26 protein-coding genes are annotated in these 26,620 nt (G+C 67.7%); 11 read left to right on the forward strand and 15 right to left on the reverse strand.

Going from position 1 to position 26,620, the window contains the following annotated elements; genetic code table 11:
* Positions 1 to 59: 59 nt before the first annotated feature.
* The 4 genes from JL100_RS20180 to JL100_RS20195 all read left to right on the forward strand — a co-directional run bounded on the left by JL100_RS20180 (position 60) and on the right by JL100_RS20195 (position 3,234).
* The gene (locus tag JL100_RS20180; protein ID WP_202684269.1) at positions 60 to 941 is read left to right on the forward strand and encodes an FkbM family methyltransferase; all 882 of its coding nucleotides are present in this window, start codon (positions 60 to 62) and stop codon (positions 939 to 941) included.
* 670 nt (positions 942 to 1,611) lie between these two features.
* Positions 1,612 to 2,115: a MotA/TolQ/ExbB proton channel family protein gene (locus JL100_RS20185; RefSeq protein ID WP_228420807.1), complete on the forward strand. Its 504-nt coding sequence runs from the start codon at positions 1,612 to 1,614 to the stop codon at positions 2,113 to 2,115.
* The gene (locus JL100_RS20190) at positions 2,102 to 2,710 is read left to right on the forward strand and encodes a hypothetical protein (RefSeq protein ID WP_202684271.1); all 609 of its coding nucleotides are present in this window, start codon (positions 2,102 to 2,104) and stop codon (positions 2,708 to 2,710) included. The genes JL100_RS20185 and JL100_RS20190 overlap by 14 nt, the downstream gene beginning before the upstream one ends.
* Positions 2,710 to 3,234, forward strand: a complete 525-nt coding sequence (locus tag JL100_RS20195) for a hypothetical protein (protein WP_202684272.1) — start codon at positions 2,710 to 2,712, stop codon at positions 3,232 to 3,234. The genes JL100_RS20190 and JL100_RS20195 overlap by 1 nt, the downstream gene beginning before the upstream one ends.
* A 78-nt stretch (positions 3,235 to 3,312) precedes the next feature.
* On the opposite strand, the gene JL100_RS20200 is transcribed toward JL100_RS20195, so the two are convergent.
* From JL100_RS20200 to JL100_RS20220, 5 genes are all read right to left on the reverse strand, one after another.
* The gene (locus tag JL100_RS20200; RefSeq protein ID WP_202684273.1) at positions 3,313 to 4,317 is read right to left on the reverse strand and encodes a TIGR01620 family protein; all 1,005 of its coding nucleotides are present in this window, start codon (positions 4,315 to 4,317) and stop codon (positions 3,313 to 3,315) included.
* A complete protein-coding gene (locus tag JL100_RS20205) occupies positions 4,314 to 5,732 on the reverse strand; it encodes a YcjX family GTP-binding protein (protein ID WP_228420808.1) in 1,419 nt (472 codons plus the stop codon). The genes JL100_RS20200 and JL100_RS20205 overlap by 4 nt, the downstream gene beginning before the upstream one ends.
* Positions 5,733 to 5,808: 76 nt before the next feature.
* Complete coding sequence (locus tag JL100_RS20210) at positions 5,809 to 6,909, reverse strand: right-handed parallel beta-helix repeat-containing protein (RefSeq protein ID WP_202684274.1); 1,101 nt, start codon at positions 6,907 to 6,909, stop codon at positions 5,809 to 5,811.
* 60 nt (positions 6,910 to 6,969) lie between these two features.
* Entirely contained in the window at positions 6,970 to 7,968 is a 999-nt protein-coding gene (locus JL100_RS20215; RefSeq protein ID WP_202684275.1) for an esterase-like activity of phytase family protein, read from the reverse strand.
* Between the two features lie 107 nt (positions 7,969 to 8,075).
* Positions 8,076 to 8,891, reverse strand: a complete 816-nt coding sequence (locus tag JL100_RS20220) for a 4Fe-4S cluster-binding domain-containing protein (RefSeq protein ID WP_202684276.1) — start codon at positions 8,889 to 8,891, stop codon at positions 8,076 to 8,078.
* A 244-nt stretch (positions 8,892 to 9,135) separates the two neighbouring features.
* On the opposite strand from JL100_RS20220, the gene JL100_RS20225 reads away from it, so the two are divergent.
* Together JL100_RS20225 and JL100_RS20230 are read left to right on the forward strand one after the other, a co-directional pair.
* Positions 9,136 to 9,429: a hypothetical protein gene (locus JL100_RS20225; protein WP_202684277.1), complete on the forward strand. Its 294-nt coding sequence runs from the start codon at positions 9,136 to 9,138 to the stop codon at positions 9,427 to 9,429.
* Positions 9,430 to 9,852: 423 nt separating this feature from the next.
* The gene (locus JL100_RS20230; protein ID WP_202684278.1) at positions 9,853 to 10,452 is read left to right on the forward strand and encodes a sensor histidine kinase; all 600 of its coding nucleotides are present in this window, start codon (positions 9,853 to 9,855) and stop codon (positions 10,450 to 10,452) included.
* A 117-nt stretch (positions 10,453 to 10,569) separates the two neighbouring features.
* Here the strand turns inward: JL100_RS20230 and rplS are convergent, their stop codons facing one another.
* From rplS to ffh, 5 genes are all read right to left on the reverse strand, one after another.
* On the reverse strand, positions 10,570 to 10,968 hold the full coding sequence (gene rplS / locus JL100_RS20235) for a 50S ribosomal protein L19 (RefSeq protein ID WP_202684279.1): 399 nt from the start codon (positions 10,966 to 10,968) through the stop codon (positions 10,570 to 10,572).
* Between the two features lie 71 nt (positions 10,969 to 11,039).
* On the reverse strand, positions 11,040 to 11,807 hold the full coding sequence (gene trmD, locus JL100_RS20240) for a tRNA (guanosine(37)-N1)-methyltransferase TrmD (RefSeq protein WP_202684280.1): 768 nt from the start codon (positions 11,805 to 11,807) through the stop codon (positions 11,040 to 11,042).
* Positions 11,807 to 12,430: a ribosome maturation factor RimM gene (gene rimM / locus JL100_RS20245; protein ID WP_202684281.1), complete on the reverse strand. Its 624-nt coding sequence runs from the start codon at positions 12,428 to 12,430 to the stop codon at positions 11,807 to 11,809. Before rimM ends, trmD begins: the two co-directional genes overlap by 1 nt.
* Positions 12,431 to 12,467: 37 nt before the next feature.
* On the reverse strand, positions 12,468 to 12,845 hold the full coding sequence (rpsP, locus tag JL100_RS20250) for a 30S ribosomal protein S16 (RefSeq protein WP_202684282.1): 378 nt from the start codon (positions 12,843 to 12,845) through the stop codon (positions 12,468 to 12,470).
* Between the two features lie 91 nt (positions 12,846 to 12,936).
* A complete protein-coding gene (gene ffh / locus JL100_RS20255; RefSeq protein WP_202684283.1) occupies positions 12,937 to 14,301 on the reverse strand; it encodes a signal recognition particle protein in 1,365 nt (454 codons plus the stop codon).
* Between the two features lie 1,526 nt (positions 14,302 to 15,827).
* Here ffh and JL100_RS20260 point away from each other — a divergent pair.
* Positions 15,828 to 16,415 (forward strand): exopolysaccharide biosynthesis protein, encoded by a 588-nt coding sequence (locus tag JL100_RS20260; RefSeq protein WP_202684284.1) that lies wholly within the window; start codon positions 15,828 to 15,830, stop codon positions 16,413 to 16,415.
* 415 nt (positions 16,416 to 16,830) lie between these two features.
* On the opposite strand, the gene JL100_RS20265 is transcribed toward JL100_RS20260, so the two are convergent.
* A complete protein-coding gene (locus JL100_RS20265) occupies positions 16,831 to 17,724 on the reverse strand; it encodes an MBL fold metallo-hydrolase (RefSeq protein ID WP_202684285.1) in 894 nt (297 codons plus the stop codon).
* Positions 17,725 to 17,920: 196 nt separating this feature from the next.
* Here JL100_RS20265 and JL100_RS20270 point away from each other — a divergent pair, with 196 nt between their 5' ends.
* A complete protein-coding gene (locus tag JL100_RS20270) occupies positions 17,921 to 19,252 on the forward strand; it encodes a pentapeptide repeat-containing protein (protein WP_202684286.1) in 1,332 nt (443 codons plus the stop codon).
* Positions 19,253 to 19,282: 30 nt separating this feature from the next.
* Here JL100_RS20270 and JL100_RS20275 read toward each other — a convergent pair whose 3' ends face one another.
* The 3 genes from JL100_RS20275 to JL100_RS20285 are packed head-to-tail and all read right to left on the reverse strand — an operon-like array spanning position 19,283 to position 22,408.
* A complete protein-coding gene (locus tag JL100_RS20275; protein WP_202684287.1) occupies positions 19,283 to 20,647 on the reverse strand; it encodes a glutamate--cysteine ligase in 1,365 nt (454 codons plus the stop codon).
* A gap of 11 nt (positions 20,648 to 20,658) precedes the next feature.
* A complete protein-coding gene (locus tag JL100_RS20280; RefSeq protein ID WP_202684288.1) occupies positions 20,659 to 21,471 on the reverse strand; it encodes a 16S rRNA (uracil(1498)-N(3))-methyltransferase in 813 nt (270 codons plus the stop codon).
* 58 nt (positions 21,472 to 21,529) lie between these two features.
* Positions 21,530 to 22,408 (reverse strand): alpha/beta fold hydrolase, encoded by an 879-nt coding sequence (locus JL100_RS20285; protein ID WP_202684289.1) that lies wholly within the window; start codon positions 22,406 to 22,408, stop codon positions 21,530 to 21,532.
* A 277-nt stretch (positions 22,409 to 22,685) separates the two neighbouring features.
* Between JL100_RS20285 and JL100_RS20290 the strand changes: the two genes are divergently transcribed.
* Complete coding sequence (locus JL100_RS20290; RefSeq protein ID WP_202684290.1) at positions 22,686 to 24,059, forward strand: hypothetical protein; 1,374 nt, start codon at positions 22,686 to 22,688, stop codon at positions 24,057 to 24,059.
* 156 nt (positions 24,060 to 24,215) lie between these two features.
* Positions 24,216 to 25,451, forward strand: coding sequence for a hypothetical protein (locus JL100_RS20295; RefSeq protein WP_202684291.1), 1,236 nt, complete (start codon positions 24,216 to 24,218; stop codon positions 25,449 to 25,451).
* A gap of 31 nt (positions 25,452 to 25,482) precedes the next feature.
* Here the strand turns inward: JL100_RS20295 and JL100_RS20300 are convergent, their stop codons facing one another.
* Positions 25,483 to 25,746, reverse strand: coding sequence for a hypothetical protein (locus tag JL100_RS20300; protein WP_202684292.1), 264 nt, complete (start codon positions 25,744 to 25,746; stop codon positions 25,483 to 25,485).
* Between the two features lie 299 nt (positions 25,747 to 26,045).
* Here JL100_RS20300 and efp point away from each other — a divergent pair, with 299 nt between their 5' ends.
* Positions 26,046 to 26,612 (forward strand): elongation factor P, encoded by a 567-nt coding sequence (efp, locus tag JL100_RS20305; RefSeq protein ID WP_158046517.1) that lies wholly within the window; start codon positions 26,046 to 26,048, stop codon positions 26,610 to 26,612.
* The last annotated feature ends 8 nt before the right edge of the window (positions 26,613 to 26,620 follow it).

The following is a 26,620-nucleotide window of genomic DNA, read 5'->3' on the forward strand; positions in this document are numbered from 1 at the left end:
GGCGAGCCATGCTAGTCATGGCCCGCCACCACTTCGCGCGTGGTCCATGGGGACAGGGAATGCCGCACTCGTCCGGGATCGACTCCGGGAACAACCAGGCCGGGATCAGCCATGATCCTCCGTTCGGCACCTATGCGCCGTCCCGTCTCCAGCGGGCCGTCATCGGGCTGACCCGGACCCAGCCCGAGACCTGGCTCGGCAAGCGCATCGCCTTCGCGGCCCGGCGGCTGGTCCTGGCGGGCTTGAAGTCCCCGCTGGATGTCGATGTCTTCGGGCGGAATTTCCGGATCCACCCGGAAGACAATGTCTGCGAGAAGCGGGTGCTTTTCACGCCGCAGTTCTTCGATCCGGTCGAACGCCAAGTGCTGGCCGCCAAGCTGCATGATGGTTTCACCTTCGTCGACCTCGGCGCGAATGTCGGCGTCTATTCGCTTTTCGTCGCCGGTCTGGCCGGGAAGAACGCCCGCGTGCTGGCCGTCGAACCCCAGCCTGAGATCTACCGCCGGCTCGCCTTCAACGTGGCGGCCAACGACCTGGGGACCATACGGACCCTGCAATGCGCGGTGGCGGACCGTACGGGAAACCTGGACCTGTTCATCGATCGCGGCAACCGGGGCCAGAGCAGCATCGCCATGAAGACGGGCGAGCGGGTCTCGGTGCCATGCCGGACCCTTGACGGCCTTCTCGCCGAAGCCGGCTTCGACCGGGTCGATGCGCTGAAGATCGACATCGAGGGAGCCGAGGATACCGTGCTGGTGCCGTTCTTCGCCTCGGCGCCGGAGCGGCGCTGGCCGGCGCTGATCCTGCTGGAAACGTCGAGCGACCGCTGGAAGACGGACTGCGTAAAGCTGTGCATCGACCACGGGTACCGGATCAGTCACACGACGCGCCTGAACGTGATCCTGCAGCGGACGCCGGACAAGGCCTCGGCTGCGGCCTGAGTCGGCCTGGAGTCGGGGTCCTGCACAGCCATTGTGCAGCGCAGCATGACGGTGTCTTTCCTTCGGGAAAATACCGGCGCGCCCGACGGGTTTTCCAATAAACCTTTCGCAAACAAAGCGATGGCTGCCGCGCGACAGCGCCGGACCGGCTTCGGCAATACCTGGATATGGTCGGCCATATCCGTGACATTGTGTCGCTCAAATCGTTAAAAAGTGCTTTATTTTCGGCTGATTTGCACAAATAATATGCACTGCAGATGCTTGTTCCGGGCTCTGCTTCAATAATGTGCAGGATTCGGCACCCTCGGCTGGACTCCTCCGTCTTGTGACGGTTGTGTTGCGGTGTACAATCAGCAGGTCGCGCTAAAAAAGATGCTTGGCATAACGATTGCGATAGGGAGTTGGAGAGATGAAGTTCTGATCAGCCGCTTGTCAACGGAGAGCCTTGATGACCGACGCGACTGCTGAGACCGTCCATACGGCGCGGAGTACCGTGCCGACCGTTCTACACACACGGTCTTCCAACACCATTGTCGACTTCGCCCGCAACCCTCAGAAATACCTTCTAGTTCTGCGTTTCGCCTTAGTCAATACAGTCGCTTCCGCTCTCCTGGCCGCGGCATGGCTTCAGGGATGGATCAATCCGATCCTCGCTACCGATGATACCGGGTTGTGCCAGCTCATCTTCGCCGTTTTCCTGGTGGGCCTGGCGGTCTCGGCGGCCAAGGTCTGGCGCACCAGCTGCGAGCTCAACGCGTGCAAAGACTTCCAGCTTCATGTCAATTCGCGCGCCGCGCGCTACGTCGCCGAGGTCACGGGCCATGACAGCGGCAGCAGGAGCATTCTCGCGGGTAACCTCCGCCTGAAGCTGTCGTCGCGGGTCGCGATGGTCCGGCATCTCGCGGCGAGCCTGGTCCTGCTCGGGCTGATCGGGACCGTGGTCGGCTTCATCATCTCGCTGAGCGGGGTCGATCCGGCGAAGGCCGGCGACGTGGCGTCGATCTCCCCCATGGTCACCACGCTGATCGAGGGCATGTCGGTGGCGCTCTACACGACCCTGGTCGGCGGCGTGCTGAACATCTGGCTGAGCATCAACTACAACTTGCTCGCCACCGGCACCGTCAACCTGATCACCGAGATCACGGCGCTGGGTGAACGCCATGCAGGGTCTTGACCAGTTCGACGACGAGGACGTCAACGGCACCGTCTTCCGCGACGTCATCACGCTGGCCCTGTGCGGCTTCGTGGCGGTCGTGATCCTGCTGCTGCCGCACCTCAACCCCAAGCAGGAGGCCCAGGCCGCCGTCAGCACGACCCCCGGCAACGTCATGGTGGAGGCCCGCTGGGCCGACGAGCTGGATACCGACATAGACCTTTGGGTCCAGGCGCCGGGCGACGTGCCGGTCGGGTATTCCAACAAGTCCGGCGTCATCTTCAACCTGCTGCGCGACGACCTCGGCCGCAACGCCGATCCGACCCAGCTGAACTACGAGGTCAGCTACAGCCGGGGCATACCGCCGGGCGAATACGCGATCAACCTGCACATGTACCGCAACAAGGCGCGGGTCTCGCCGGTCAAGGTCACGGTCGTGACCAGCGTCAAGAAGCCCAACGCCGAGTCGGCGAAGCAGGTGCTGTCCAGCTCGGTCGACCTGACGGTCGAGAACCAGGAACTGACGGTCTACCGGTTCAAGCTGACGGAGGCCGGGGATCTCGTTCCCAGCAGCGTCAACAGCCTGCCGAAGGCCCTGCGGAAGTGGAGGCAGTGATGCAACTCATGATGAACCTCTTCGTGGTGGCCGTCGTCCTGGCCGCGGGCCTCGCCACCATCAGCATCTGGTCACCCCGCAAGCTGTGGGTGAAGGTCGGCGCCGTGACCCTTGCCGCCGCCTTCATGCCGCTGTCCTATGCCAGCTTCGCGGACCTGCTCAGCAAGCCGAAGCCGGTGGCGCTGGAATGGTTCCACCGCAGCATGAGCGAGGCGACCGTGCTGAGCGCCCGGATGCAGGAGGGCGAAGCGATCTACCTGTGGCTCCAGCTGCCCGATACCGTCGAGCCGCGCTACTACAAGATCGGCTGGAGCGAGGACGTCGCCAAGCAACTCCAGCAGGCGATGCGCGAGGCCGAGAAGAACCAGGGCGGCCTGAAGATGGAACTCCCGTTCGAGAACACCTGGGACAAGGACAAGCCGATGTTCTACGCCCTGCCCCAGCCGAAGCTGCCGGAAAAGAACGGCGAGCGCGGCGGCGGCGACGCGCCCCTGGTCTATCAGCATCCCGGCACCAGCGCCTGACGGCCAGGCCTCCGGTCGAGCGGCTCTCCGGAACGCCTCCTCCCGATCCCGGGGAGGAGGCGTTTTGCATTCCGGACGCTACAGGACCTGCTTCGGCACGTTCAGCAACTCCCGCCGGATGCGCTTGAGGCTGGGGCGGTTGGTCTCGTCATAGGCCAGCGGACGGCACAGATGCATGGCGGTCAGCCCGACCCGGGCGGTCAGCAGGCCGTTGATCACCCCCTGCCCCACGCGGGTCGAGAGCGACGCCGCGAGCGTGCTTCCCAGCGCCTCCACCATCAGGTCGTTGCCACTCTCCGCGACGCCGGCGATCGCGATGTTGGCAAGCATCCGGCGCAGCAGCTTCAGGCTGCCGACATAGCCGGGACGGGCGCCGTAGAGGGTGGCGACCTCGCGGACCAGCTTCAGGTTCCGCCACAGCACGATCACCACGTCGAGCAGCGCCGCCGGGCTCAACGCCGTGGCGACCGCGGTGTCGCGGGCGGCCCGCAGCACCAGCTGGTAAGAGCGGCGGTCGATGTCCTGGAGCAGCTGGAGATCGACCATGCGGACGACCTCGCGGTCGTCGTGCGCGTCGTTCAGATTGTCCCGGAGAGCCTGGACCTGGGCCGACAGGTCGCGCCGGTCGCCGTAGAGCGAGGCGACCGCCCCGGCGTAGCGCGCAGCCTCGCCATGGGTGCCGGAAGTCCGCAGGTGCTCCGCCTCCTCCCGCAGCCCGTCGATCCGGCGCAGCCGGCGCAGGCTGCGCAGTTCCCCGGCGACCAGGCCGAAGCCGCCCAGCACGGCGCCGCCCGCCAGCGCCACGGCGCCGCCGCCCAGCAGAACGCTGGTCTCGAAGGCGCGCCGGACCAGGTCGACCGTGTCGTAGCCGACCGCCAATGCCACCAGGGCCGCCGCCGAGCCGACCAGCAGCCGGACCGCCCAGCGCCGGGGCGCGGGGACCGGCTCCGGCAGCACGGAGTCGACCATGGCTCCCGCCGCCGCAGCGGAGCCGGGCCGGTCGTCCGGAACGACGACGACAGCCCCGCCGGGGTCCAGCTCCATCGGCGCGATATAGTCCTTGTCCCGCGTCCGCCCGGTCATGACAGGAAATCTCCGATCAGGAAGTCCAGCGCCTGGTCGAGCCGGATGTTCGGCAGGCCCCGGCCCTGGCGTGCCGACAGCAGGGGCGGCCGGAAGTCCAGGAAGTTGAGCCGGCGCACGCCGTCGTCGGTCAGCAGCCGGTGGTCGTCGGGGATCTCGCCGGGATACAGGACGGTCGGTTCGGTCCGCCCGATGGGGATGCCGCGCACGCAGGCGAGTTGCCGGCCCTGGTGCTCGGCCATCACCGTCTCGGTGCATTTCAGCGCCGCGATCGCCATGGTCTCGACCCGCGCGCCCTCGAAGCGGATCGCGTTCCGCCGCTCCTCGACCAGACCGTCCAGCAGCCGGCGCAGGTTGGCGTGCTGGTTGGACGGGATGTGGTCGGCCTTGGTGGCGGCGAACAGAACCCGGTCGATCCGCCCGCCCAGCAGTCGGCCGAGCCAGCTCGACCTGCCGTGGCGGAAGGACTCCAGCGTGGCCGACAGGGACGTCTGCATGTCCGCCAGGGCGGCCGGCCCGGCGTTCAGCGCGCCGATCACGTCCACCAACACGATCTGGCGGTCCAGCCGGGCGAAATGCTCGGTGAAGAAACGCCGGACGACGTTGGTCTTGTAGGCCTCGAACCGCTCCTCCATCATCGCCCAGAGGGTATGCCGCCCGGCCCGCGCCGGCGGCTCCGGCAGGGGGCAGAAGGCGAGCACCGGCGCTCCGACCAGCTCGCCCGGCTCCACGAAGCGCCCGGGCTGGATCAGGCTGAGCAGTTGGTCCGAGGCGCGGCAGGCCAGCAGGTACTGGGTGTAAAGCTCGGCCGCCCGGCGGGCGACCGCCTCCTCGGCGGGGCCGGCCGGGTCGCGGTTGGACAGATAGGCCAGCCATTCCGCCGCCAGGGCGGCGCGCGGCGCACGCCCGGCAAGCTCCAGCGTCTCGCGCGACCACTCGGCATAGGTGCGATCGAGCAACGGCAGGTCGAGCAGCCACTCGCCTGGATAGTCCACGATGTCCAGGTTCAGCCGGGTCGGCCCCAGCAGCCGGCGCTTCAGCATCGTCCCCGGCATGTAGCGGAGCGCCACCCGCACCTGGCTGGTGACCTTGGTGTTGTTCGGCCATTGCGGGTCGGGCGCGGTCAGCCGGGCGATCTGGCTTTCGTAGTCGAAGCGCGGCACCGCCTGGTCGGGCTGCGGCTCCATGCGGGCGGCGATGAAGCGGCCGGTCGCGACCACGTCCAGGAACGGCAGCCGGTCGGCATGAAGCAGGTTGTCGATCAGGGCGGTTGTCAGGACCGTCTTGCCGGACCGGCGCAGGCCAGTCACGCCGATGCGCAGGTTTCCGTCCAGCATCCTGTCGGTCAGTTCGCCGACGCGGTCGAAGGCCCGGCTGCCCAGGTTGGTCAAATCGCGGAAGGGTGATGCAGGCAATCTCTGTCTCGACAGGTCCGGTTGAAACGAAGTCCCTAGGGAAGTCCCTGGATATGAATCCCGCGGCAGAGCCTGTCTATCGCGAACCGGCGGGAAGCACATCCGTCCTGTGCAGGTCGGCCCACCGCGCGAGATCGCCGCCCTGGACCGCCGCCGTGCCGATGCCCGGCGCCGGTTCGCGCTCGTTGTTCTCCAGCCGGTTGTCGTGGTTGTGCATCGGCTCGTGGCCCCGGTTGCTGACCCGCTCGTTCAGGCACGCCCGCTGTCCCGCGCAGAGGTTGTGCGTGACCTTGTTGCCGGTGGCGCCGTAGATCAGCAGCCCGACCCGCCCCGCCTGGACGTCGTTTCCGACCACCGTGTTGTACTTGGCCTCGGAATCCGTTCCGGGACGCATCCAGCGGCCCGTGGTCAGGCCGCCGACGGAGATGCCGTCGCGTTCGCACCCTTTCATGACATTGCCGGCGACGAAGTTCCCTTCGCTGCCGCCCTTCATCATCAGGCAGGTATGGCCGGACGTGCCGTCGACGACATTGCCGATCAGCTGCGAGCCGTTGACCGCCACGAGGTCGATGCCGCCGTCGCCGTTGTCGTTCCGGTCGGCGCCGCTGTCGCGGACGATGTTGCGATAGAGATGGACATTGTCCGCCTGGCTGATCTTGATGCCATCCTCGCCTGCCCGCTCGACCAGATTGTCGGCGATCACGATGTTCCGGGCATACCGGGACATGTCGCTGGTGTCGCGCCCGGACAGTCCGAACTGGATGCCGTTGCCCCCCGCCCCGGCGATCACGTGGAAGCCGAATACCCCGACATTCCGCGTCCCGAAGCCGTAGATCCCGGTCCTGTCCGACACGATGCGCGCCTCCCTGCGGCCGTCGGCCGAGATCAGCCGGATCGGGGCGTCCTCCGTCCCGTTCTTCGAGAACTTGACCGGCCCCCGATAGGTTCCCGCCTTGACCATGATGTCGGTGCCGGGCACCGCGCGCTCGATCGCCACGTTGATGTCGCTGACCGGCCCGTCGGGGGAAACCCAGATCCGGTATCTCTGCTCCCCGCTGCCGTCGAACGGCGGAGCGGACCGGGACGCGGCCGGAAAGGCGGAGACGACGCCCGACAGCAGCAGGGCGAAGAGGATCGGGTGCTTCATCGAAGGGGAAGGGAGGGACAGGCAAGGCATGGGTAACGCGAACTCCATCCGGTCAGGGAAGATTGCAGGGGCGGCCGAGCGGATCTCCGGTCAGGCGCCAAGCTCGAACATCAGAAGCAGGGTTCGCTGGAAACCCCAGAGGTTGTCGTCGGAGACGAGGTAGACAAACGTCCTGCCGTCGGGCGCCGACACAGCGGAGATGCCCTCGAAATTGTCGGTCGTGACCGGTGGCTCCAGCACCGCCAACTCGGTCCCGGACAGTTCGGCGCCCGCCTCGATCGAGGCGCCGGGCACCCGGACGATCCGGGCGCCGAACCCGCCCAGGATCGAAGCCCGCCGCTCCACGATCACGAGGTCGCCGTCCGGCAGGAAGGTGGCGTCGGTCGGCCTGTACGGCGCCTTGCCGCGATAGCTCAGGCTTTCCCAGCCATCGGCGCCGCCCAGCCAGGCCCGGCTGAAGCCGGCCCTGTCGTCGGGCCCTTCCTCGATCACCAGCATCCGTCCGTCGGGAAGGACCGCCAGCGTCTCCGGCCCGCTGTTGCCCTCGGCGCTGCGGATGCCCGGCGGGCGCGGCAGCTTGGGCAGCGGCCGGGTCACCGGTCCGTCCGGGTTGGAGGGATACAGCTCGACCCGGTGCCAGCGCTCGAAGCTGACCGCCCAGCGCCCGTCGGGCAGCCGGGCCAGCCCTTCGGAATCGGCCCGGTTGCCCTCGACCTGCTTTCCGTCGATGTCGAGCAGCGGCGCCACGGTGATGCCGCGCACCCCCGCGAGGTCGCCCGCGTCGTCGTGATCGATGTTCCCGGTGATCACCTTGCCGCGGTCGGAGACGGCGACGAACCGGCGCCCGTCAGGGTCGACCACGATGCCGGACAGGCCGCCGAAATCCGGATCGGGATCGGTGAGCGCCACGCCGCCGCGGTAGATCAGCGATCCGACGTCCCGCCGCTCGGGCTGGCTGTCGTCGAGCCGGACGGCATAGGAGTTTTCCAGGGGACCATTGGCGGTCAGCGGCGAACAGCCGACCACCGCCAAGGTGGCGAGCGACGCGAGGAGGAACGCCCGCCGGACGAAATCTTGAAGTGCAGCCATGGCCCCATAGATGGCATCGCCGATGATGCGGTGCGATGGCTTTTGTCGGCTCATGCCGGGTACCACGCAGCGGTAAGACGTTTGTTCTCCCGTCAGGACGGAGGTTTTCAGCAGGCGCGCAAGCCCCGGCTGCGGAAGATGTTCCGGACCGTGCGAACCTGCCGTGCGCTCGGCGGCCCCAAGGCGCGGATCGCCGGAGACGGGCAGCGGTCGCGGAGATGGATGGTCGCCAGCCGGTGGAACGGCAGCACCTCGACCCGCTCGACGTCCGGCAGGGACGCCGCGAACTCCGCCAGGGTCTCCACGTGGCGGGGATCGTCGTTGACACCGGGAACCACCGCGAAGCGCACCCAGACCGGCTTGCGGGCGGCCCGCAGCATTCCCGCGAACCGCAGGGCGCCCGGCGTCGATCCCGATCCCGATGGCCGCCGGACGAGCGCTCCGGGTTCGACCGGCGTGAGGTCGAGCACCACGAGGTCGGTCAAATGAAGCAGCCCCTTGGCCGCGAACAGGTTGCCGCCGCCACAGGTATCCAGGGCGGTGGCGATCCCCATGTCCCGGCAACGCCGGAACAGTTCCCGGATGAAGGCAGCCTGTTCGAGCGGCTCGGCGCCGGCCACGGTGACGCCGCCGCCGGAGACCTGCATATAGTCCGCATAACGGGCGATCCGGTGCATCAGGGCGTCGATCTCGCCGGTGCCGGCCCTGTCTCCGGGTTCAGCGTCGGCGCTGTCTGGGCTTGGGCCTTCGGTACACTGGGCGCAACGAAGCGGGCACCCGTCCAGGAAGATGACGAAGCGCACACCGGGCCCGCCGGCCCCCGTGCCGAGCGCGGAGACGGAATGGATCCGCCCCGCGACATTTCGGGAATTCTCCGGCCGGGAATTCTCCGGCGGCACCGTCTGGTTGGAAAGATCGGTCATGAAATCCCGTGCGCCCGTCTGGCCGGATGCGTTTTGCGCCAACGAGCCGCCGGTACGGCACCGACCTCGACCATCACCATGGAGCAATGCGGCGGCGGGAGCCTTGATCCAAATCAACCTTGACGGCATCGGCCCGGCTGGCCCCGAGTAACCGAATCTACACGCGTTGCGCTTAGCCTTGCTGGCGGTGCCCGCTTGGAGGGCTGGATCGGAAACGACGCGACGCAAGGCAATGACATCGCATATGACATATGAGCTCGTTCACAAGTTCCGTGGCCAGGGCAAGATGAACGAGGCCGAGGATTGGATAAGGGCCAACGTCAGGGGCCTGTGGGAGCTTCAGTTCCTCGGGATGTCCGAGGAGATCGACGAGTTCAAGAAGACCAAGACCTATATCTTCCATGTCCGGTTCACTTTCGGGCGCAGCGAGGACATGAAGCGCTTCAAGGACGAGTACATCGACGGCAAGCCGGTGCGACGAGTCCAGGCCGCGGCGCCGGCGAAGAAGCGTGGATTCTTCAGCCGCCTGTTCGGGTAGTCCGGGCGCAACTCTCCGGTCACGGCATTCCCCTGATCCTGTTCCGGCCTCCTGTTCCGACTACTGCGTCGGAACCCTCCGCCGGGCTGGATGTTAAACGCCGGATACAAGACGCGGATTCCGCTCCCAAGCCGCGGTTGGCAAAACCCAAGCGCGCCCCATATGGATTTTAGGCCAAATTAGAATAAAACTCCGCAGGCCCGATCACTCCCCTGGGTCCAATCACCTAAGCCGGAAAGTATATTTGAGAGTTAGCCTGTTTGCTGTACATAATGGCGCATTCGATGGAAACTCCGCGGGACGAATAATTTCTTTCCGCCGAGCTTTTGTTCCGCGGCGTTGCGACCACGGTCAGGAGATCCGCCTTTGACAACAGCACATGCTCCTGACATGGATGAACACACGCGGCAACTTGAACAGGCCTTGAAGGAGAAAGAGGCGGCCCTGCGCGAACTGCAGCACCGGGCCAAGAACAGCCTCCAACTCGTCATCAGCCTCCTGAAGCTCCAGAGCGGCCGTATCCGCGATCCCGATGCCCGCTCCGCCTACGACCTGACGCTCCAGCGGATCGAGGCGCTGGCGATCGCGTATCGCCACCTTCACGAGTCCGGCAGCGAGACCCAGGTCGAATTCGGCCGCTATTTGAGCGAACTGGTGACGACAACCAGCGCCAACGTGCCGGGCGGGGCGCAGGGGACCGAGATCGATGTCCAGTCGGAGAAGATCACCGGCGGGCTTTCGCTCGCCGTGCCGCTGGGTCTGATCGTCAACGAACTGCTGACCAACAGCCTGCGGCACGCCTTCCCGGCCAAGAGCTGGATCCGCATCTCGCTGACCCGCCCTGCCCCGGACACGCTGGACCTGGTGATCGCCGACAACGGCCGGGGCCTGCCCTCCGGCTTCGATCCCGACGCCGATGCCGGCATGCTGCTGGCCGAAGCGCTGGCGGCGCAGCTGAACGCGACCCTGGCGGCCGAGACGTCCGGCAGCGGCACCGTCGTGCGGATGTCGATCCCGATTTAGGATCCTGCGGTCCGGCAGCCGGAAACATGGCAGCCGGAAACATGAAGACATGAAGGCCCGCCGAACGGAGTTCGGCGGGCCTTCATGTCTTCTCCGGCAAGGGTGCCGGCGCGGTCCTTACTTGGACGCGCCCGCTTCCTTGGTGTTCATGCCGCGGCCGGTGGTGCGCTCGCTGATGCGCGCCCGCTTGCCGCGCAGCTCGCGCAGGTAATAAAGCTTGGCGCGGCGGACGTCGCCCTTGCGGACCAGCTCGATGCTGTCGATCCGGGGGCTGTACAGCGGGAACACGCGCTCCACGCCCTCGCCGTAGCTGATCTTGCGCACGGTGAAGCTGCTGTTCAGCCCGGCGTTCTTGCGGGCGATGCAGACGCCCTCATAGGCCTGGACGCGCTCGCGCGTGCCCTCGACCACCTTCACGTTGACGCGCAGCGTGTCACCCGGCGAAAACTCCGGAACGCCGCGCTTGTCGACCAGCTTCTGGACCTGTTCGGCCTCGATCTGCTGAATGATGTTCATCGCACTCACCCCTTACCTTCACTGATGGCGCGCCGAACCCTTGGCAGGCTCCCGGCGGACCCGTTTGTCATCTATTCCATCGTCGCGACGCGGTCGCGCCGGCGGCGCTTCCGCGGTTCTTCCGCCTCGCGGGCGGCCTCGTAGCGGGACCACAGGTCGGGCCGCCGGGCCCTGGTGATCCGCTCCGCCTCGGCCAGCCGCCAGGCCCGTACCTTCTCGTGGTGACCGGAAAGCAGGACTTCCGGCACCGTGCGCCCCTGCCAGTCGGCCGGCCGCGTGTAATGGGGATACTCCAGCAATCCCCGCTCGAAACTCTCCTCCCCGGCGGTCTCCTCGTTGCCCATGACGCCCGGCAGAAGCCGGACGACGGCATCGATCAGGGCCAGGGCCGCCGGCTCGCCGCCGGACAGCACGAAGTCGCCGAGGCTGACCTCCTCGGCCCGGTGGACTTCCAGGACCCGCTCGTCGACCCCTTCGTAGCGTCCGCACAGAAGGGTGATGACGGGTTCCGCCGCCAGTTCCCTGACCAGGGGCTGATCGAGCAGGCGCCCGCGCGGCGACAGGTAGATGACCCGGCCGCGTTCCGCCGCCTCCGGGCCGCCGGTGGCGGCCGTCAGCGCCGCGTCCAGGACATCCGGCCGCATGACCATGCCCGGGCCGCCGCCGAACGGGGTATCATCGACCGAGCGGTGTTTATCGCGTGCGAAAGACCGGATGTCCACTGCTTCCAGGGACCAGATCCCGTTTTCGAGCGCCCGCCCGGCGAGGCTGAGACCCAACGGCCCCGGGAACATTTCCGGGAAGAGGGTCAGCACGCGGACGGTCCATGCCCGGTCCATCACACCCCCTCCCCGCCGCCGGCGGTGTCGTCGTCGCCGCCGTCCTCGCCGTCCCGATCCCGGTCCCGATCCGGGGCGCCCGGCGGCGCCAGCAGATCCTCGGGCGGGTCGGCGACGATGCGTCCGCCGGCCACGTCCACCACCGGCACGATGGCCTTGGTGAACGGAACCATGGCGGTCCGCCGGTCGGGGAGCGCCAGTTCGAGCATGTCCCCGCCGCCGAAATCATGGAGGGCCACCACCGTGCCGATCCGTTCGCCGTCCGGCCGCAGGACCGGCAGGCCGATCAGGTCGGCATGGTAGAACTCGTCCTCGTCCTCGGGCGGCGGCAGGCGGTCACGCTCGACATGCAGCAGCACGCCGCGCAGGGCCTCGGCGGCGGTCCGGTCGGCGACCCCCTGCACCCGGGCCAGCCAACAGTCCTTCATCGCCGACTGGAGTTCGACGGTGAAGCGGCGGGCGCCGGTGTGGTCGGTCAGGGGGTTGTAGTCCGCGATGGCGGCGGGGTCGCCGGTAAAGCTCTTCAGCTTCACCAGGCCGCGCACGCCATGCACGCCGACGATCTGGCCGACGCACACGCGTGCGCCAGCTGCATCGGGCTTGCCTGCGGACCGGGGTGCCATGGGAGGAGACCTGAGCCTTCGAGATTACCGGACGGGATTACTCGGCGCTGCCGGCGGCTTCCGCCTCGGCGCGCTTGGCGGCGGCGGCCTGCTCCGCCTTGATCCGCTCCTGGGCCTTCGCCTTGGGGGCGGCCTTCTTGGGGTTCTGGCTCTGGGCCGGCATCGGGACGACCTCGGCGCGGCCGAGGAACAGCTCGACCCGGTCGGTCGGCTGGGCGCCGACGGACAGCCAGTGCTTGGCGCGCTCGGTGTTGAGCACGACGCGCTCCGGATGATCCTTCGCCAGCATCGGGTTGTAGGTGCCGATCTTCTCGATGAAGCGGCCATCGCGCGGGCTGCGCGCGTCGGTGACGACGATGGCGTAGAACGGGCGCTTCTTGGCGCCGCCGCGGGTCAGACGGATCTTCAAGGACATTGCGAAACTACTCTCTTCACTCAGGTTGCAGGTATTGGCTGTCTTGCCGACGGGCGAAACCGCCGGTCGGCGGAGCTTTGGGAGCGGCGGCTTACGGAAAGCCCTTGCCGCGGGGAAGGAGACCGGCCAGACCCTGGCGCATCATGCCTTTCTGGCCCATCTTCTTGACCTTCTTCATCATGGTCTGCATGTCCTGGAACTGCTTGAGCAGCCGGTTGACATCCTGGACCTGTACGCCCGACCCCAGGGCGATGCGGCGCTTGCGCGACGCCTTGATGAGGTCGGGATTGCGCCGCTCGGCCTTGGTCATGGACGAGATGATGGCTTCCTGCTTCTTCAGGATGCCCTCGTCGATGTTGGCGTCCTTGAGCTGGTTCTTGATCTTGCCGATGCCGGGCAGCATCCCGAGCATGCCGCCCATGCCGCCCATCTTGCGGATCTGCTTGAGCTGGTTCGCCATGTCGTCAAGGTCGAAGGTGCCCTTCTCCATCTTCTTGGCGAGCTTCTCGGCCTCCGCCTTGTCGATGTTCTCGGCGGCCTTCTCGACCAGGCTGACCACGTCGCCCATGCCCAGGATGCGGCCGGCGATGCGGTCGGGGTGGAAGGCTTCGAGCGCGTCCACCTTCTCGCCGACGCCCAGCAGCTTGATCGGCTTGCCGGTGATCTGGCGCATCGACAGCGCGGCGCCGCCGCGGGCGTCGCCGTCGATCCGGGTCAGCACGATGCCGGAGATGCCGACGCGGTCCTGGAAGTTGGTCGCGACCGTCACCGCGTCCTGGCCGGTCATGGCGTCCACGACCAGCAGCGTCTCGACCGGCTTGGTCGCGTCGCGGACGGCGGCCACCTCGGCCATCAGCTCGTCGTCGATGGCGAGCCGGCCGGCGGTGTCGAGCATGACGACGTCGTAGCCTTCGACGCGGCCGGTCTGCATGGCGCGCTTGGCGATCTCCACCGGCTGCTGGCCGGGGACGATCGGGAGGGTCGCGACCTGGACCTGCTCGCCGAGGATCTTGAGCTGTTCCTGGGCCGCCGGGCGCCTTGTGTCCAACGAGGCCATCAGGACCTTCTTGCGCTCGCGGGTCTTGAGGCGGAGCGCGATCTTGGCGGTGCTGGTGGTCTTGCCCGAGCCCTGGAGGCCGACCATCAGGATCGGCACGGGGGCGGCGGCTTCGAGGTTGATGCCTTCGCTGGACGAGCCCAGCATCTCGACCAGATGGTCGTGGACGATCTTGACGACCATCTGGCCCGGGGTCACCGAGCGCAGGACCTCCTGGCCGACGGCCTTCTCCTTGACGCCGGCGATGAACTGCTTGACGACGGGCAAGGCCACGTCGGCTTCGAGCAAGGCGACGCGCACCTCGCGCAGAGCGATCCCGACATCCTCCTCGCTCAGCGCGCCACGCCGCGTGAGACGATCGAAGATGTCTCCCAGCCGTCCGGTCAGCCCTTCAAACATGCGTCACTCGGTCATGGTTCGCGAAAGTCGGATGCCCCGCCCCACTGCGCCGCCGTGTCGTCCAGACTTGCTGGCCATGCGCCCAAACGGAAACGCGCCAGTGCGCGAAACTCGCGGACCGGCGGGCACCCTCGGGCGCAGACAAGGCGGCTCATGGGATTGAGCGGACCGCGAAACTAGGGGACCGGAGCGGCGATGTCAACAGAAGGGTTATGCCTTTGTGCGGCTCCCTCCGGCGGCTTCCTCGGCTACCGCCGATTCCCCCCGGAAAGGCCGCATATGTCATCATCCGTGACGGCGAGCCCGACGATCGGGAAGCCGACGGGCGTCCGTGACCGCGGCTGACGACATCCCCCTCCCCTGGCAAGGACGCAAATGTCAGCATCCGTGACGGCGAGCCCCGACGATCGGGAAGCCGACGGGCGTCCGTGACCGCGGCTGACGACACCCCCTCCCCTGGCAAGGACGCAAATGTCAGCATCCGTGATGACAGGGCTGTCAGCGGGCGATGTCGCGATGCGTCGAGCGGCCGTTGCGAGCCCGCAAAGTTGCATGCGTCATGAAGACGCTCGTATGAGGCGAATGCCTGTTCTAGTTTGGAAATGCGGACAGCGACCGGGACTGGCCCGGCCGCCTCCGCTACAGAGGGAGTAGCTCGATGCGCAAACATCGGTTCTCTCTCCAGGTCTGGTTCCAGGCGTTCAGGGTGAAGATCCTGTTCATCCTGCAATTCTAGACCGGGAGCCGGCGGCGGGATGTCCGTCCCGCCGCCTACCCTCGAAAGATAAGCGAACCGCCGAAATTCTTCAACGGTGTCGTGGCCCCTCGCAACCAGATCCATGAAAGTTATCATCCGTATCGGCCAGGCTCGATGATCCTGGAGGCCGGTGGGCGTCCGGAGGCGTGTTGCAGGCATACCCCCCCTTCTCAGGGACGCCAATGTCAGCATTCGTCATGATGGAGTCGTCGGCGGGCAGCCAACGCGATCTGCCGAGCGGCTGTCGCACGCCCACGGAGTTGTATGCGTCATGAAGACGCTCGTATGAGGCGAATGTCTATTTTAGTTTGGATATGCGGACAGCGACCGGGACTGGCCCGGTCGCCGCCGCTACAGAGGGAGTAGATCGATGCGGAAACATCGGTTCTCTCTCCAGGTCTGGTTCCAGGCGTTCAGGGTGAAGATCCTGTTCGTCCTGCAATTCTAGACCGGGAGCCGGCGGCGGGATGCACGTCCCGCCGCCTACCCTCTAAAGATAAGCGAACCGCCGAAATTCTTCAACGGTGTCGTGGACCTCCGGGGCGGAAGGTTGCACCTGACGTCAAGTAGGCATGCCGGCCAGCAGGACGGCTTCGTCCAGGCACTCGACCCTTTTTCGCCTGCGGATGCGGCGCACCCGGATATGCGGGACCCGCGCCCGGAATTATGCCCCGGATGTGGAGTTGATGGATCCTTGGGCGGGCATTTCCGGTTCATGCAGAATGTTCGCCGCCCAGAAGCGATCGGGTCCACTTCAGGAGAATGCAGCATGAATGATCAACCACACCGCGCCCTCAGCGATGTCCTTGATCGATTGGAGAGCACGGCACGAGGCGAGAGCATAACCGTGCAGCAAGTGGTCGAGAAACTTGGTCACAAATCCTTTGCGTCGTTGATGCTGATTTTTTCACTGATCTCCACATCGCCGGCCAGCGCGATCCCCGGCCTGACGGCGACGGTTGCGGTAATCATCTTCATTCTGGTCGTGCAGATGATCCTTGGACGGGATTGCGTCTGGCTGCCGCAGATCATCAGCCATCGGCGCCTGTCCACGGAGAAGCTCTGCAAGGGGATCGGCTGGCTGCGCAAGCCCGTGCTGTTCGTGGAGCGGTTCTTGAAGGCGCGGCTCACCTTTTTCCTTCATCGGCCGTGGCTTTTCCTGCCGTTGTTCCTGATCCTGGCGCTGACGCTGTTCATGCCGTTCATGGAGGTGATACCGACCTCGGGGTCCATCGCGTCGGCCGTGATCGCGTTTTTCGCTGCCGGGCTGCTGACCAGGGACGGCGGCCTCGTCCTGTTCTCGCTGATCCTGCTCCTGGCGGTGCCCGTGGCTGTCTGGCAGTTCGGCTTCAGTTGAACCGCGAGGGTTCAACGGAGCCCCCCGTCCTTGAGACTCTGGGATGGAACTTCAGGTAACCCGACGGCGATACACGGTCACAGGTCTCCGGAGCGGAACGGCGACAAATCGTCGGGCCAACCGTGTCGGCCTGCGCTCCTGATCGTGATTGCCAGGAAAACTACTCTGACCCCTTTTTAGTATCCCTCCGAGTGACACGGCCAAGCCGGCTAGAATTGTACCCGATCAGGTCGATCCGTCCGAGACAGCTGATCCGTTGCGTTGCGCCATGGGCGCAACCTACGACCGTCGGACCGCATCACCTCCGCCCTGCATCCAGCCGTAGCACTGTGTTGCCCCCTTGGCGCAACACAGTGCGGCGAGTGGAACGGCCGACTGCGAGGACCGAAGCGGTTCAACCTGATCGGGGACCGCTCTACCGGTAGGCCGAGCCGTCCTCCGCGCGGGCGGGATGGTCCAGGTACTTGCCCTGCCGGGGCACGGCGACGCGGTCGAACTCCTCCGCCAGGCGGTAGAGGGCGGTGCGCATCTCCGGCCCTTTCATGGGTTCGCCGTGGCCGGTGACGACCAAGTCGGGATCGAGGGCGGCGAGTTTGGCGACGGACTGCTTCGCCTTGTCCCATTCCACGGTGTAATAGGTCGGCGGGCCGTGCATCTCCGCCCGCTGGACCGCGACGGCGTAGGCGGACTCCTGCCCCGTCGTCACGAAGGCGTCGCCGGCGACGATGGTGCGGTCGGCCTCGCGCCAGAGCGACACGTGGCCGACGCTGTGGCCGGGCGTGTGGAGCCAGCGCCAGCCGGGCATTTCAGGGATCGTGCCGTCTTCCGGGAAGGCCCGGAGCCGGCTGCCGACATCGACAGGGCCGCGCGGGTAGAAGCGCGCCAGGGCCGCCATGGCACCGCCGCCGACGGAGGGGTCCCCCGGCGGGTACGAGGCCCTGCCGTTCAGGTAGGGATGTTCGAGCGGGTGGGCGTAGACGGGGGCGTCCCACTCCTCCGCCAGATCCTCCAGCGCGCCGATATGGTCGAAATGGCCGTGGGTCATGACGATCGCCGAGGGCCGGGCGCCGGGGCCGAACCGCTCCGCGGCGGCCTCCGTGATCATGCCCTTGGTCCCCGGTATGCCGGCATCGACCAGGACCCACTGGCGGTCGCCGGCCCCGGGACGGCCCCAGAAGACGACGTTGACGATGCCCAGCCGGCGATAGGCCAGGTCGGGGGCGATCTGGTGGGTCTTGTCGCCGCGCGCGGCGTCCAGTTCGGGATCGACCGCGCTGGCGCCCGGGGACAGGGGGATCTGTTCTGCCATCTCGGTGGTTTCCCGCCTCTGTTTTCCGGTGGTTGATCGTTGGGTTGTCTGAACCAACCGGCCGGTGTTTCGACCGTTCCCGGCGGGATATAGGAAAATTTCACACTTGGTTACCGATAGGTCACGGCGGCCTTAACGAATCCTTCGTCCTTTCAGCATAGCCTTGCCCGGGAAGATTCCAGGATGGCTCCCCCAAATGGCTTCTGCCTCCGCCGAGACCAGCGAGATCCCCCGCGCTAAGCTCTCCCAACAGGAGCTGAACGCACTGACGAACCGGCACAAGGCATTCCTGAAGCGCCAGCCGGGAGGGACGCGCGCGATCTTCAAGATGCGCGACCTGTCGCACCTGGACCTCAGCGGCCTGGACCTGACCGATGCCGATTTCAGCGGGGCCAAGCTGTTCAGCGCCCGGTTGCTGGGCTGCAACCTGACCGGTGCAGACCTCTACGGCACCGACCTGCGCCTGGCGAACCTGACTGGCGCCACCCTGATGAAGACCGACCTGCGCGGCGCCTGCCTGCGCGGCGCCATCCTGAGCGAGGCCATGCTGATCGAGGCGGACCTGCGCGACGGGATGCTGGTCCATATGGGAAAATCGGGCGAGATGGCGTCGGTCAACCAGGAGGCGGTCAAGCTGACGACGGAGCTGACCTGCGCGATCATGCGCGGGGCCAACCTGTCGCGCGCCCGGGTGTCCAACGCGTTCGTGATGCAGACCGATATGACCGACGCGGTCATGCGCGGCACCAAGTTCGTCCGGGCCAACCTGACCAATTCCGACCTGACCGGGGCGGACCTGCAAGGGGCCGACCTGACCGGGGCCAACCTGACCGGCGCCCGGCTGACCGGCGCCATCCTGTCCGGGGCCGTGATCGACAGCGCGCGGCTGGTGAACGCCGTCCTGATCGGCGCCATCCTGGACGATGCGCAGCGCCGCGCGCCCGAGTTGGCCGGAGCGGTGGTGGCCAAGGATTTCGCCGCGCTGGGCCGCACCCTGCCCGAGATCGCGGCCGGCCACGCCGCCTGGATGGACAGCGGGGGCAAGGAGGGGCACCGCGCCGACCTGTCGGGCTATGAACTGACCGGGTTCGACCTGCGGGGCTTGAACCTGTCGGCCGCGGTGCTGCAGGGCGCCACCCTGGTCAAGGCCGACATGAGTTCCGCCGTGCTCGCCATGGCCGACATGTCGCTTTGCGACCTGCGCCGGATCAACCTGTCGAACGCCGACCTGCGCGGCGCGAACCTGGAGCGGGCGACCCTGACCGGGGCCGACCTGCGCGGCGCCAAGCTGAACCCCGTGCATATCCAGAGCGGCAGCGGCCATGTCTGGCGCGCCAACCTGCACCGGGTCCGGCTGGAAGGGGCCAATCTCCAGGGTGCCGACCTGCGCAAGGCCAACCTGACAGACGCTGTGCTGTCGCGCGCCGACCTGCGCGGGGCCGACCTGCGGGAAACCAACCTGACCGGAGCCGACCTGAAGGGCGCCCGGCTGGAGGGCGCCGACCTGGCCGGTGCCACGGGCGCCTGACGGCCGGGTTCGTCCCGGCCGGGTTCCGCCTCAGTAGGAGAATTCGGCGTAGACGCGGTCGATGTCGCCCTGCCATTCGCCATGGTAGCGGTTCAGCAGGATCGTCGCGGGGGTCTGGCCGGTCTCGGCCACTTCCAGCAGGGTATTGATGAAGTGGGTCTCGTCGTCGCCCCAGCGGTCGTTGCGGGCGCGCCGCCGCAGGCCTTCCCCGGCGATACGCAGGACTTCCGCCGCGACCTCGCGCAGGGAACGGCCGCGGTGGGTGGCGTCCAGGGCGAGGCGCGGCACCTCGGCGCGGAGATGGGCGCGCTCCTCCGCCGTCCAGTCCTTGACCAAGTCCCAGGCGGCGTCCAGGGCGGTGTCGTCGTAGAGCAGCCCGACCCACAGGGCCGGCAGGGCGCACAGGCCGCGCCACGGGCCGCCGTCGGCGCCGCGCATCTCCAGGTAGCGCTTGAGGCGGACTTCCGGGAACAGCGTGGTCAGGTGGTCGGCCCAGTCGGTCATCAGGGGCAGCTCGCCCGGCAGCGCCGGCAGGCGGCCCTGGAGGAAGTCGCGGAAGCTCTGGCCGGAGGCGTCGATGTATTTCCCGTCGCGGTAGACGAAGTACATCGGCACGTCGAGGGCGTAATCGACATATTGCTGGAAACCGAACCCCTCCTCGAACACGAACGGCAGGTCGCCGCAGCGGTCGGGGTCGGTGTCGGTCCAGATGTGGCTCCGGAAGCTCTGGAAGCCGTTGGGCCGTCCCTCGGTGAAGGGCGAGTTGGCGAACAACGCCGTCGCGATCGGCTGGAGCGCGAGGCTGACGCGGAACTTCTTCACCATGTCGGCCTCGGACCCGAAGTCCAGGTTCACCTGCACGGTGCAGGTCCGCATCATCATGTCGAGGCCCAGCGTACCGCGCTTCGGCATGTATTCCCGCATGATCTTGTAGCGGCCCTTGGGCATCCACGGGATTTCGTCCCGCTTCCATTTCGGGTTGAAGCCCAGCCCGATCATGCCGATGCCCAGCTCGCGGCCGACCTGCTTGACCTGGTCCAGGTGCTCGTGGACCTCGGCGCAGGTGTCGTGCAGGGTCTCCAGCGGGGCGCCGGACAGTTCCACCTGGCCGCCCGGCTCCAGGCTGATGTTGCAGGAGCCGCAGGTCAGCGCGATGACGTTGTCGCCCTCGCGCACGGGTTCCCAGCCGAAGCGGGTCATCCGGTCGAGCAGCTCGCCGATGCCGTCCGGCCCGTCATAGGGCAGCGGGCGCAGGTCGCTGGTGCGGTACGCGAATTTCTCGTGCTCGGTCCCGATGCGCCAGTCGGACGCGGGCTTGCTGCCCTGCTCGAGATGGCTCACCAGACTGCGCGGGTCGGAGATCGGTTCGCCGCGGGACTTCGGAGGGGCGGACATGGGATGCCTGATCAACCTGGTTCTTGGTTTCGGGACGCCGGGGAACGGAACGGGGGACGCACGTCGGCGCCGCCTGCCGCCCAGTCCCCGGCCAGGGCCTGCCAGCAGGCGAGCGCGGCGAGCGCCGCCGTGTCGGCACGCAGGATCCTTGGCCCCAGCCCGACCGGAACAACAAATGGCAGTTTCAGCAACCCGTCAAGCTCATCCTTGGCGAAGCCCCCTTCCGGACCGGTCAGGATCGCCGCCGGGCCGGGCGCCAACTCCGCGACGGCGCTGGCGATCGGCCTTGCCGGCCCGGCTTCGGCGCATAGCAGGATCACGCGTTCCGCCGGCCAGTCGCGCATCGCCTGGTCGAGCCGCGCCGGCTCCCTCAGCTCCGGCACGGTCAGGCGCTCGCACTGCTCCGCCGCCTCGATCGCGTTGGCGCGCAGCCGGTCGACATTGACGCGGGCGACATCGGTGTGGCGGGTCAGCACCGGCCAGACCAGGGAGGCGCCGAGTTCGGCCGCCTTCTCCGCGACGAAATCGATACGCGCGCGCTTGATCGGGGCGAACAGCAGCCACAGGTCCGGCTCGGGCGCCTGGGGCCGGCGCCGCGACTCCACCGCAAGGCTGCACCAGCCTTTGCCGAAGCCGTCGATTCGGGCGCCCCATTCGCCGTCGCGGCCGTTGAACAGCGCGACCCGGTCGCCGCGGTCGAGCCGGAGCACGTGGCGCAGGTAATGCGCCCGCTCGTGGTCGAGGCCCACGGTGGCGCCGGCGGACAGGGGCTCCCCGACATAGAGGCGGGTCCGCGGCGGTTCGCGGTCGGTATCGGTCTCCATGGTCTCCATCGATGGCGGCGAAAAAAACAGGTATTGCGGGAATCAGGTTCTGCGGGATTCAGGTTTCGAGGAAATCGAGCAAGGCCGCGGTGAACTCCTCCGGCCGCTCCTCGGGGATGTAGTGGCCGCAGTCGAGCGCCTGGCCGCGCACGTCCAGCGCCACTTCCCGCCAGGTCGCCAGCACGTCGAAGCAGCGGTCCATGGTGGCCCGCGCGCCCCACAGGGCGAGCAGCGGGCACGACACCTTGACTCCGGCGGCGCGGTCGGCGCGGTCGTGCTCCAGGTCGATCGTCGCCGCGGCGCGGTAGTCCTCGCACATGGCGTGGATCGCGGCGGGGTTGCGGAAGCAGCGGATATACTCGGCCATCGCCTCCGGCGTGAAGTGGGCGGTGCCGACGCTCCACATATTGGTCTTGCGCCGCAGGTAGAATTCCGGGTCCAGGCCGATCATGTGCTCCGGCAGGGGGTGGGGCTGGATCAGGAAGAACCAGTGGTAGTAGGCGGTGGCGAGCTGCTGGTCGACGCTCTGGAAGGTGGTCAGCGTCGGCACGATGTCGAGCACCGCCAGCCGCCGGACCCGGGCGGCATGGTCGATCGCCATGCGGTGGGCGACCCGCCCGCCCCGATCGTGGCCGACCACCTGGAACCGCTCGAACCCCAGGATCCGCATGACCTCCACCTGGTCGCGCGCCATCTCCCGCTTGGAATAGGAGGAATGGTCGTCCGTGGTCGGCACCTTCTCGCTGTCGCCGTAGCCGCGCAGGTCGGTCGCCACGACCGTGAACCGTTCGGCCAGCGCACCCGCCACCTTGTGCCAGATCACGTGACTTTGCGGAAAGCCGTGCAGCAGCAGCAGGGGCGGACCGTCCCCGCCGACGACGAGGTTGATCTCGGCGCCGCTGGTTGCGATGCGCCGGCGCGTGAATCCTTCGAACATCCCGTCGTCTCCCGATGCTTCGTAGTCCCGGAGCGGGCTTCCCGTTCCCGGAGCGGCACCGCACTTTCCCATACCGCTTCGCCCGTTGTCTGCAAGATCCCGCGTTCAGGCCGGGTTCGGCGCAAAATGGTTAGGCCGGAAGCGGGGCCGCCGGGATGGAATCCCGACCCTCTTGCGGATGGGCTGACCACCCTCATAACCCTTAAGGAAGATTTAATTGATGTTAAATTCAGGTTAATTGATAGGGGTAGTCACCGCTTGGGCCGATCAGACCGACATGACCGCTTCCATCAGTCCCGCCGCCATCCTGAACTTCGTCCGGGGAACCGGAACCGCCGCCGGGTCCGGCGATCGCTTGCGCGAGGTCTACCGGCTGTCCGACGGCCTGGGCGACACGGCGATGCGCTCCACCCTGATGGAGGCGATGCGGTCCTGGCTGCGGGTCGAAAAGCCTCCCCGGCGGAACACCGCGCAGCGCCGATTCTGCGAACCGTTCGAGGAACTGCTGTGCGGCCCCGTCGGGCGACAGCGTCAGCCGTTCCAGATCCCCCGGCCGGTCGTGGCGCCGTTGTGGGACATGATCCTGCGCGAGGCCGGCGTGGATGAACCCGCCGACGCGGAGAGCTGCCACGGGGCTTTGCGCGCGGCCCTCGACCGGGCCAAGGCCGACCCGGCGTTCGCCCGGAAGCAGGCCCGCGCCCACCCCGATTTCTGGGAGATCGCGGCCGAGATCGACTGCGCCATCCAGGTCCGCGAGCCCGTGCTGGCCATGCGCCGCCTGCTGGCCGGCGCGGTGCCGGATCGCCCCGACCCGGCCGTCGTGGCGACGCTCGGCCGGATCGTCTCCGAGCTGGGCGACCAGGACCGCAGGAAGGCCGACCTGTTCCTGATGCTGCTGGCCCGGCATCCGGAGACGGGACGGTCGGCCCTGGACCTGATCGACGCCCTGGCGCGGCGACCGGGGGCCGCCATCCCCGCCGGAACCCTGGAGACCGTCTACGCCTCCGCGATCGGAGACCTGCACGCCGGTGCGAAGGCGGCGTTCGACGGCAGCCCGGGAACGGCCGACCTGAACAAGGCCCTGGACCGCATCGAACCGGCCGCGCACCACCTGACCGGCCTGAAGGCCAGCGCCGGCGGCCGGCTGCCGCGCAACGCGGCCCGGCTCCAGCGCCTGGAGGCCGAGCTTCACGATCTGCTGAACGACCGTTTCCTGGGCGAAGTCGCGGCGCGGACGGACGAGCATGCCCGGGTTCTCGCCGATCTCGGCGCCGGAGGGAATGCCGGACCGGCTCCGGACCGGCGGGCCTTCGGCCAGGCCCTGTCGGCGCTCGCCCGAAGCAGGCAGATGTTCAAGGCGCTGGGCCGACTGGACGCGTACCGGCGCGAGGTCGAGACGGTCCAGGCACAGGTTTCCCGCGACCTGGGCTCGCTCGCGGACAGGGCTGCCACGGCCGACGCGGGGACGAGGCGCTCCGCCCTGGAGGCGACCGTCACGACCGTCCACGCGCTGGAGCGGATCTGCCCCGGCGAGGCGCTGATGCCGCTGCTGGCGGATGGCTTCTCCAAGCTCGGCGCCGACGGAACCGGCGACCTGATGATCGACCTGATCCGCCACATGAATCCCGCCCCCGGTCCGGCAACACGGTGAATACCTCTTAATGGGGTGCGTTCATACCTCTTAAGTAAAGTTTAATTCGATCGATTTGGGGTCTATTGATACGGCTATTGATAGGAGTAGACGGATCGCCGGTCGGCGGTGCGGCGGCCTCCGGTTTACAACCCCGTACCCAGGCAGGGCTCGACCATGGCGCTGATTTCGTACCGGACGCTGTCAGTCTCATGCCGCCGCACCGCCGACGAGCCCTGGTCGGTCGAACCCCGCCCCATGGCGAACGAGATCCGTGCGGCGCTTCGCGATCCGGTGCCGACCTTGCCCCGGTGGCGCGAGCGTAGCCGCCGTCCCTCGGAGCTGCGCCGCTTCTGCGAGCCGTTCGCCGATCTGCTGTGCGATGCGGTTCCGCCGCGACGCCGGGTCGGCCAGATCCCGCGGTCGGTGCTGCGCCCGCTATGGACGCTCCTGGTGGCCGAACGGGCCATGGACCGGCGCGGGCGCTGCGCCTCGGGCGGGGAGATCGGGGCGGTCGAGATCGCGGGGCTGATCCACCGCGCCGGCCGGCAGCCCGACTTCGCCGAGCGGGCCGCGTCCGCCCATCCCGATTTCTGGAACATCGTCGACGACATCCGGGCGGCGCTGATCCTGAACGACCGCGTCCACGACGCCCGCGCGCACCTGGCGGCGGCGGCCGCGACGGGCCAGTGCCCCCACTGGCTGCTCGACCATCTGGCGGCATCCGTCGCCGGGCTGTCGGCGGCCGATCCGAAGGCGGCCGACCTGTTCGTCATGCTGGTGGCCCGGCACCGGCCGGTCGCCCGGACCGCCCTGGAGATGCTGGACCGGCTGGCCGACCGGCAGGAGACCCGGATGCATGTGGCGGGCCTGATCGACCGGCTGGCCGAGGACGTCCGCACCCGCGCCTACGCCGCCGTTCCGGAACGTGGCCCCGCCGACCCGTTGGCGCTGGAGGCGGCGGTGCGCGACCTGACGGCGCTCAAGCTGAGCGCCGGCCAGCTGGCCCATGCGTCGGCCGCGTTCGACGCGCTCGAAGCGGACCTGCGCGCCCTGCTGGGCGGCCGGTTCCTGGCCGGGATCGCCGAGCGCATCTCCAGCCTGGTTCCGGCGGACAGGACCGACCTTCGCCACCCCGACATTCACCGGCTGCGGACCGCCTTGGCGGCGCTGGCCCGCAGCCGCCGCCTGTTCAAGGCCCTGGGCACCCTGCCCGTCTTCGAGCGGGCCGTGGACGGAGTGATCGAGGACGCCGCGGGCCGGCTCGCCGGGCTGGCGGCCGGGATCGACGATCTGCCGGCGGAGGAGCGACCCGCCGCCCGCGCCGTGATCGGGGACGCGCTCGGCGCGCTGCACCTGGTGGCGCCGCCGCCGGCCTTCCGCCGGGCGGCGGCGCGGGTCCTGCCGGCCTGACCCCGGACCCGGCCCGGCATGATGGCCCGGCTCAGTCGTAATCGGTGTCCTGAGCCATCTCGTCCGCCAGTTCGCCCGCGAGTTCGGCGAAAAGTTGGGCATCGACGTCCAGTCCCTGCTCCTCGCAGATCCGCACGAAGACACGGTATGCGTGCAGGATCGCCACGTCCAGCACCGCCTCGTCGCCGTCCTCGCTGTGCCGGTCGGTGATCTCCCGCTCGCGCAGCGTCCCCACGATGTCGTGCTGGGCCGCCTGGAGAACCGCTTCCATTGCACGCCTGTGGAGATTGGACATTTCAGTTTTCCTCGTCGCAAGTGTTGGGTCGCAAATGTTGGTCCGGCTCCCGCCCCGCCGCCTGTCGCCTCGTCGGCGAAGCATCGGGGGTCGAAAGCGGTAACCGTCATAGCAGTTCGGCGTTCACCGCGCTCCCGTCGATTTCGCGAGGGAAGGAGGCCGACGCGCCGGCTTCGGCCTCCGGAGGCGTGGAAGTTCCCGATTTCATGCCTCCGGAACGCCGAGCGCACATTGCTACGGCCTCTCCGACCTGATAGGTTCCGCGCTTTCCAAAGCAGCGTCAGCGACGGTCAAATACCATGAAGGTCAACGCCAACCAGATGCGTCCGGGCCATGTCCTGGAGCATAATGGCAAGCTGATGGTGGTCCTGAAGACCGCCATCGTGCAGCCCGGCAAGGGCGGCGCGTTCATCCAGCTCGAGATGAAGGATGTCCGCACCGGCAACAAGATGGTCGAGCGGTTCCGCACCCAGGAGACGGTCGAGCGCGCCAGGCTCGACGAGCACGAGATGCAGTTCCTGTTCGCCGAGGGTGACAACTACACCTTCATGGACAAGGAGAACTTCGAGCAGATCGTCATCCCGCGGGACATCATCGGCGATCCCGCCGTGTTCCTCCAGGAAGGCATGTCGGTCACCGTGCAGACCCACGAAGGGTCCCCGCTCGGCGTCGAGCTGCCCGCCACCGTCACGCTGGAAGTGGTCGAGGCGGACCCCGTGGTGAAGGGCCAGACGGCCTCCTCCTCCTACAAGCCCGCCAAGATGGACAACGGCGAACGGGTCCTCGTCCCGCCGCACATCGAGGCCGGCACCCGCATCGTCGTGAACACCAGCGACGGCACCTACCTGGAACGTGCGAAGGACTGACAACCCGT

The organism is Skermanella mucosa, assembly GCF_016765655.2.
GTDB lineage: Bacteria > Pseudomonadota > Alphaproteobacteria > Azospirillales > Azospirillaceae > Skermanella > Skermanella mucosa.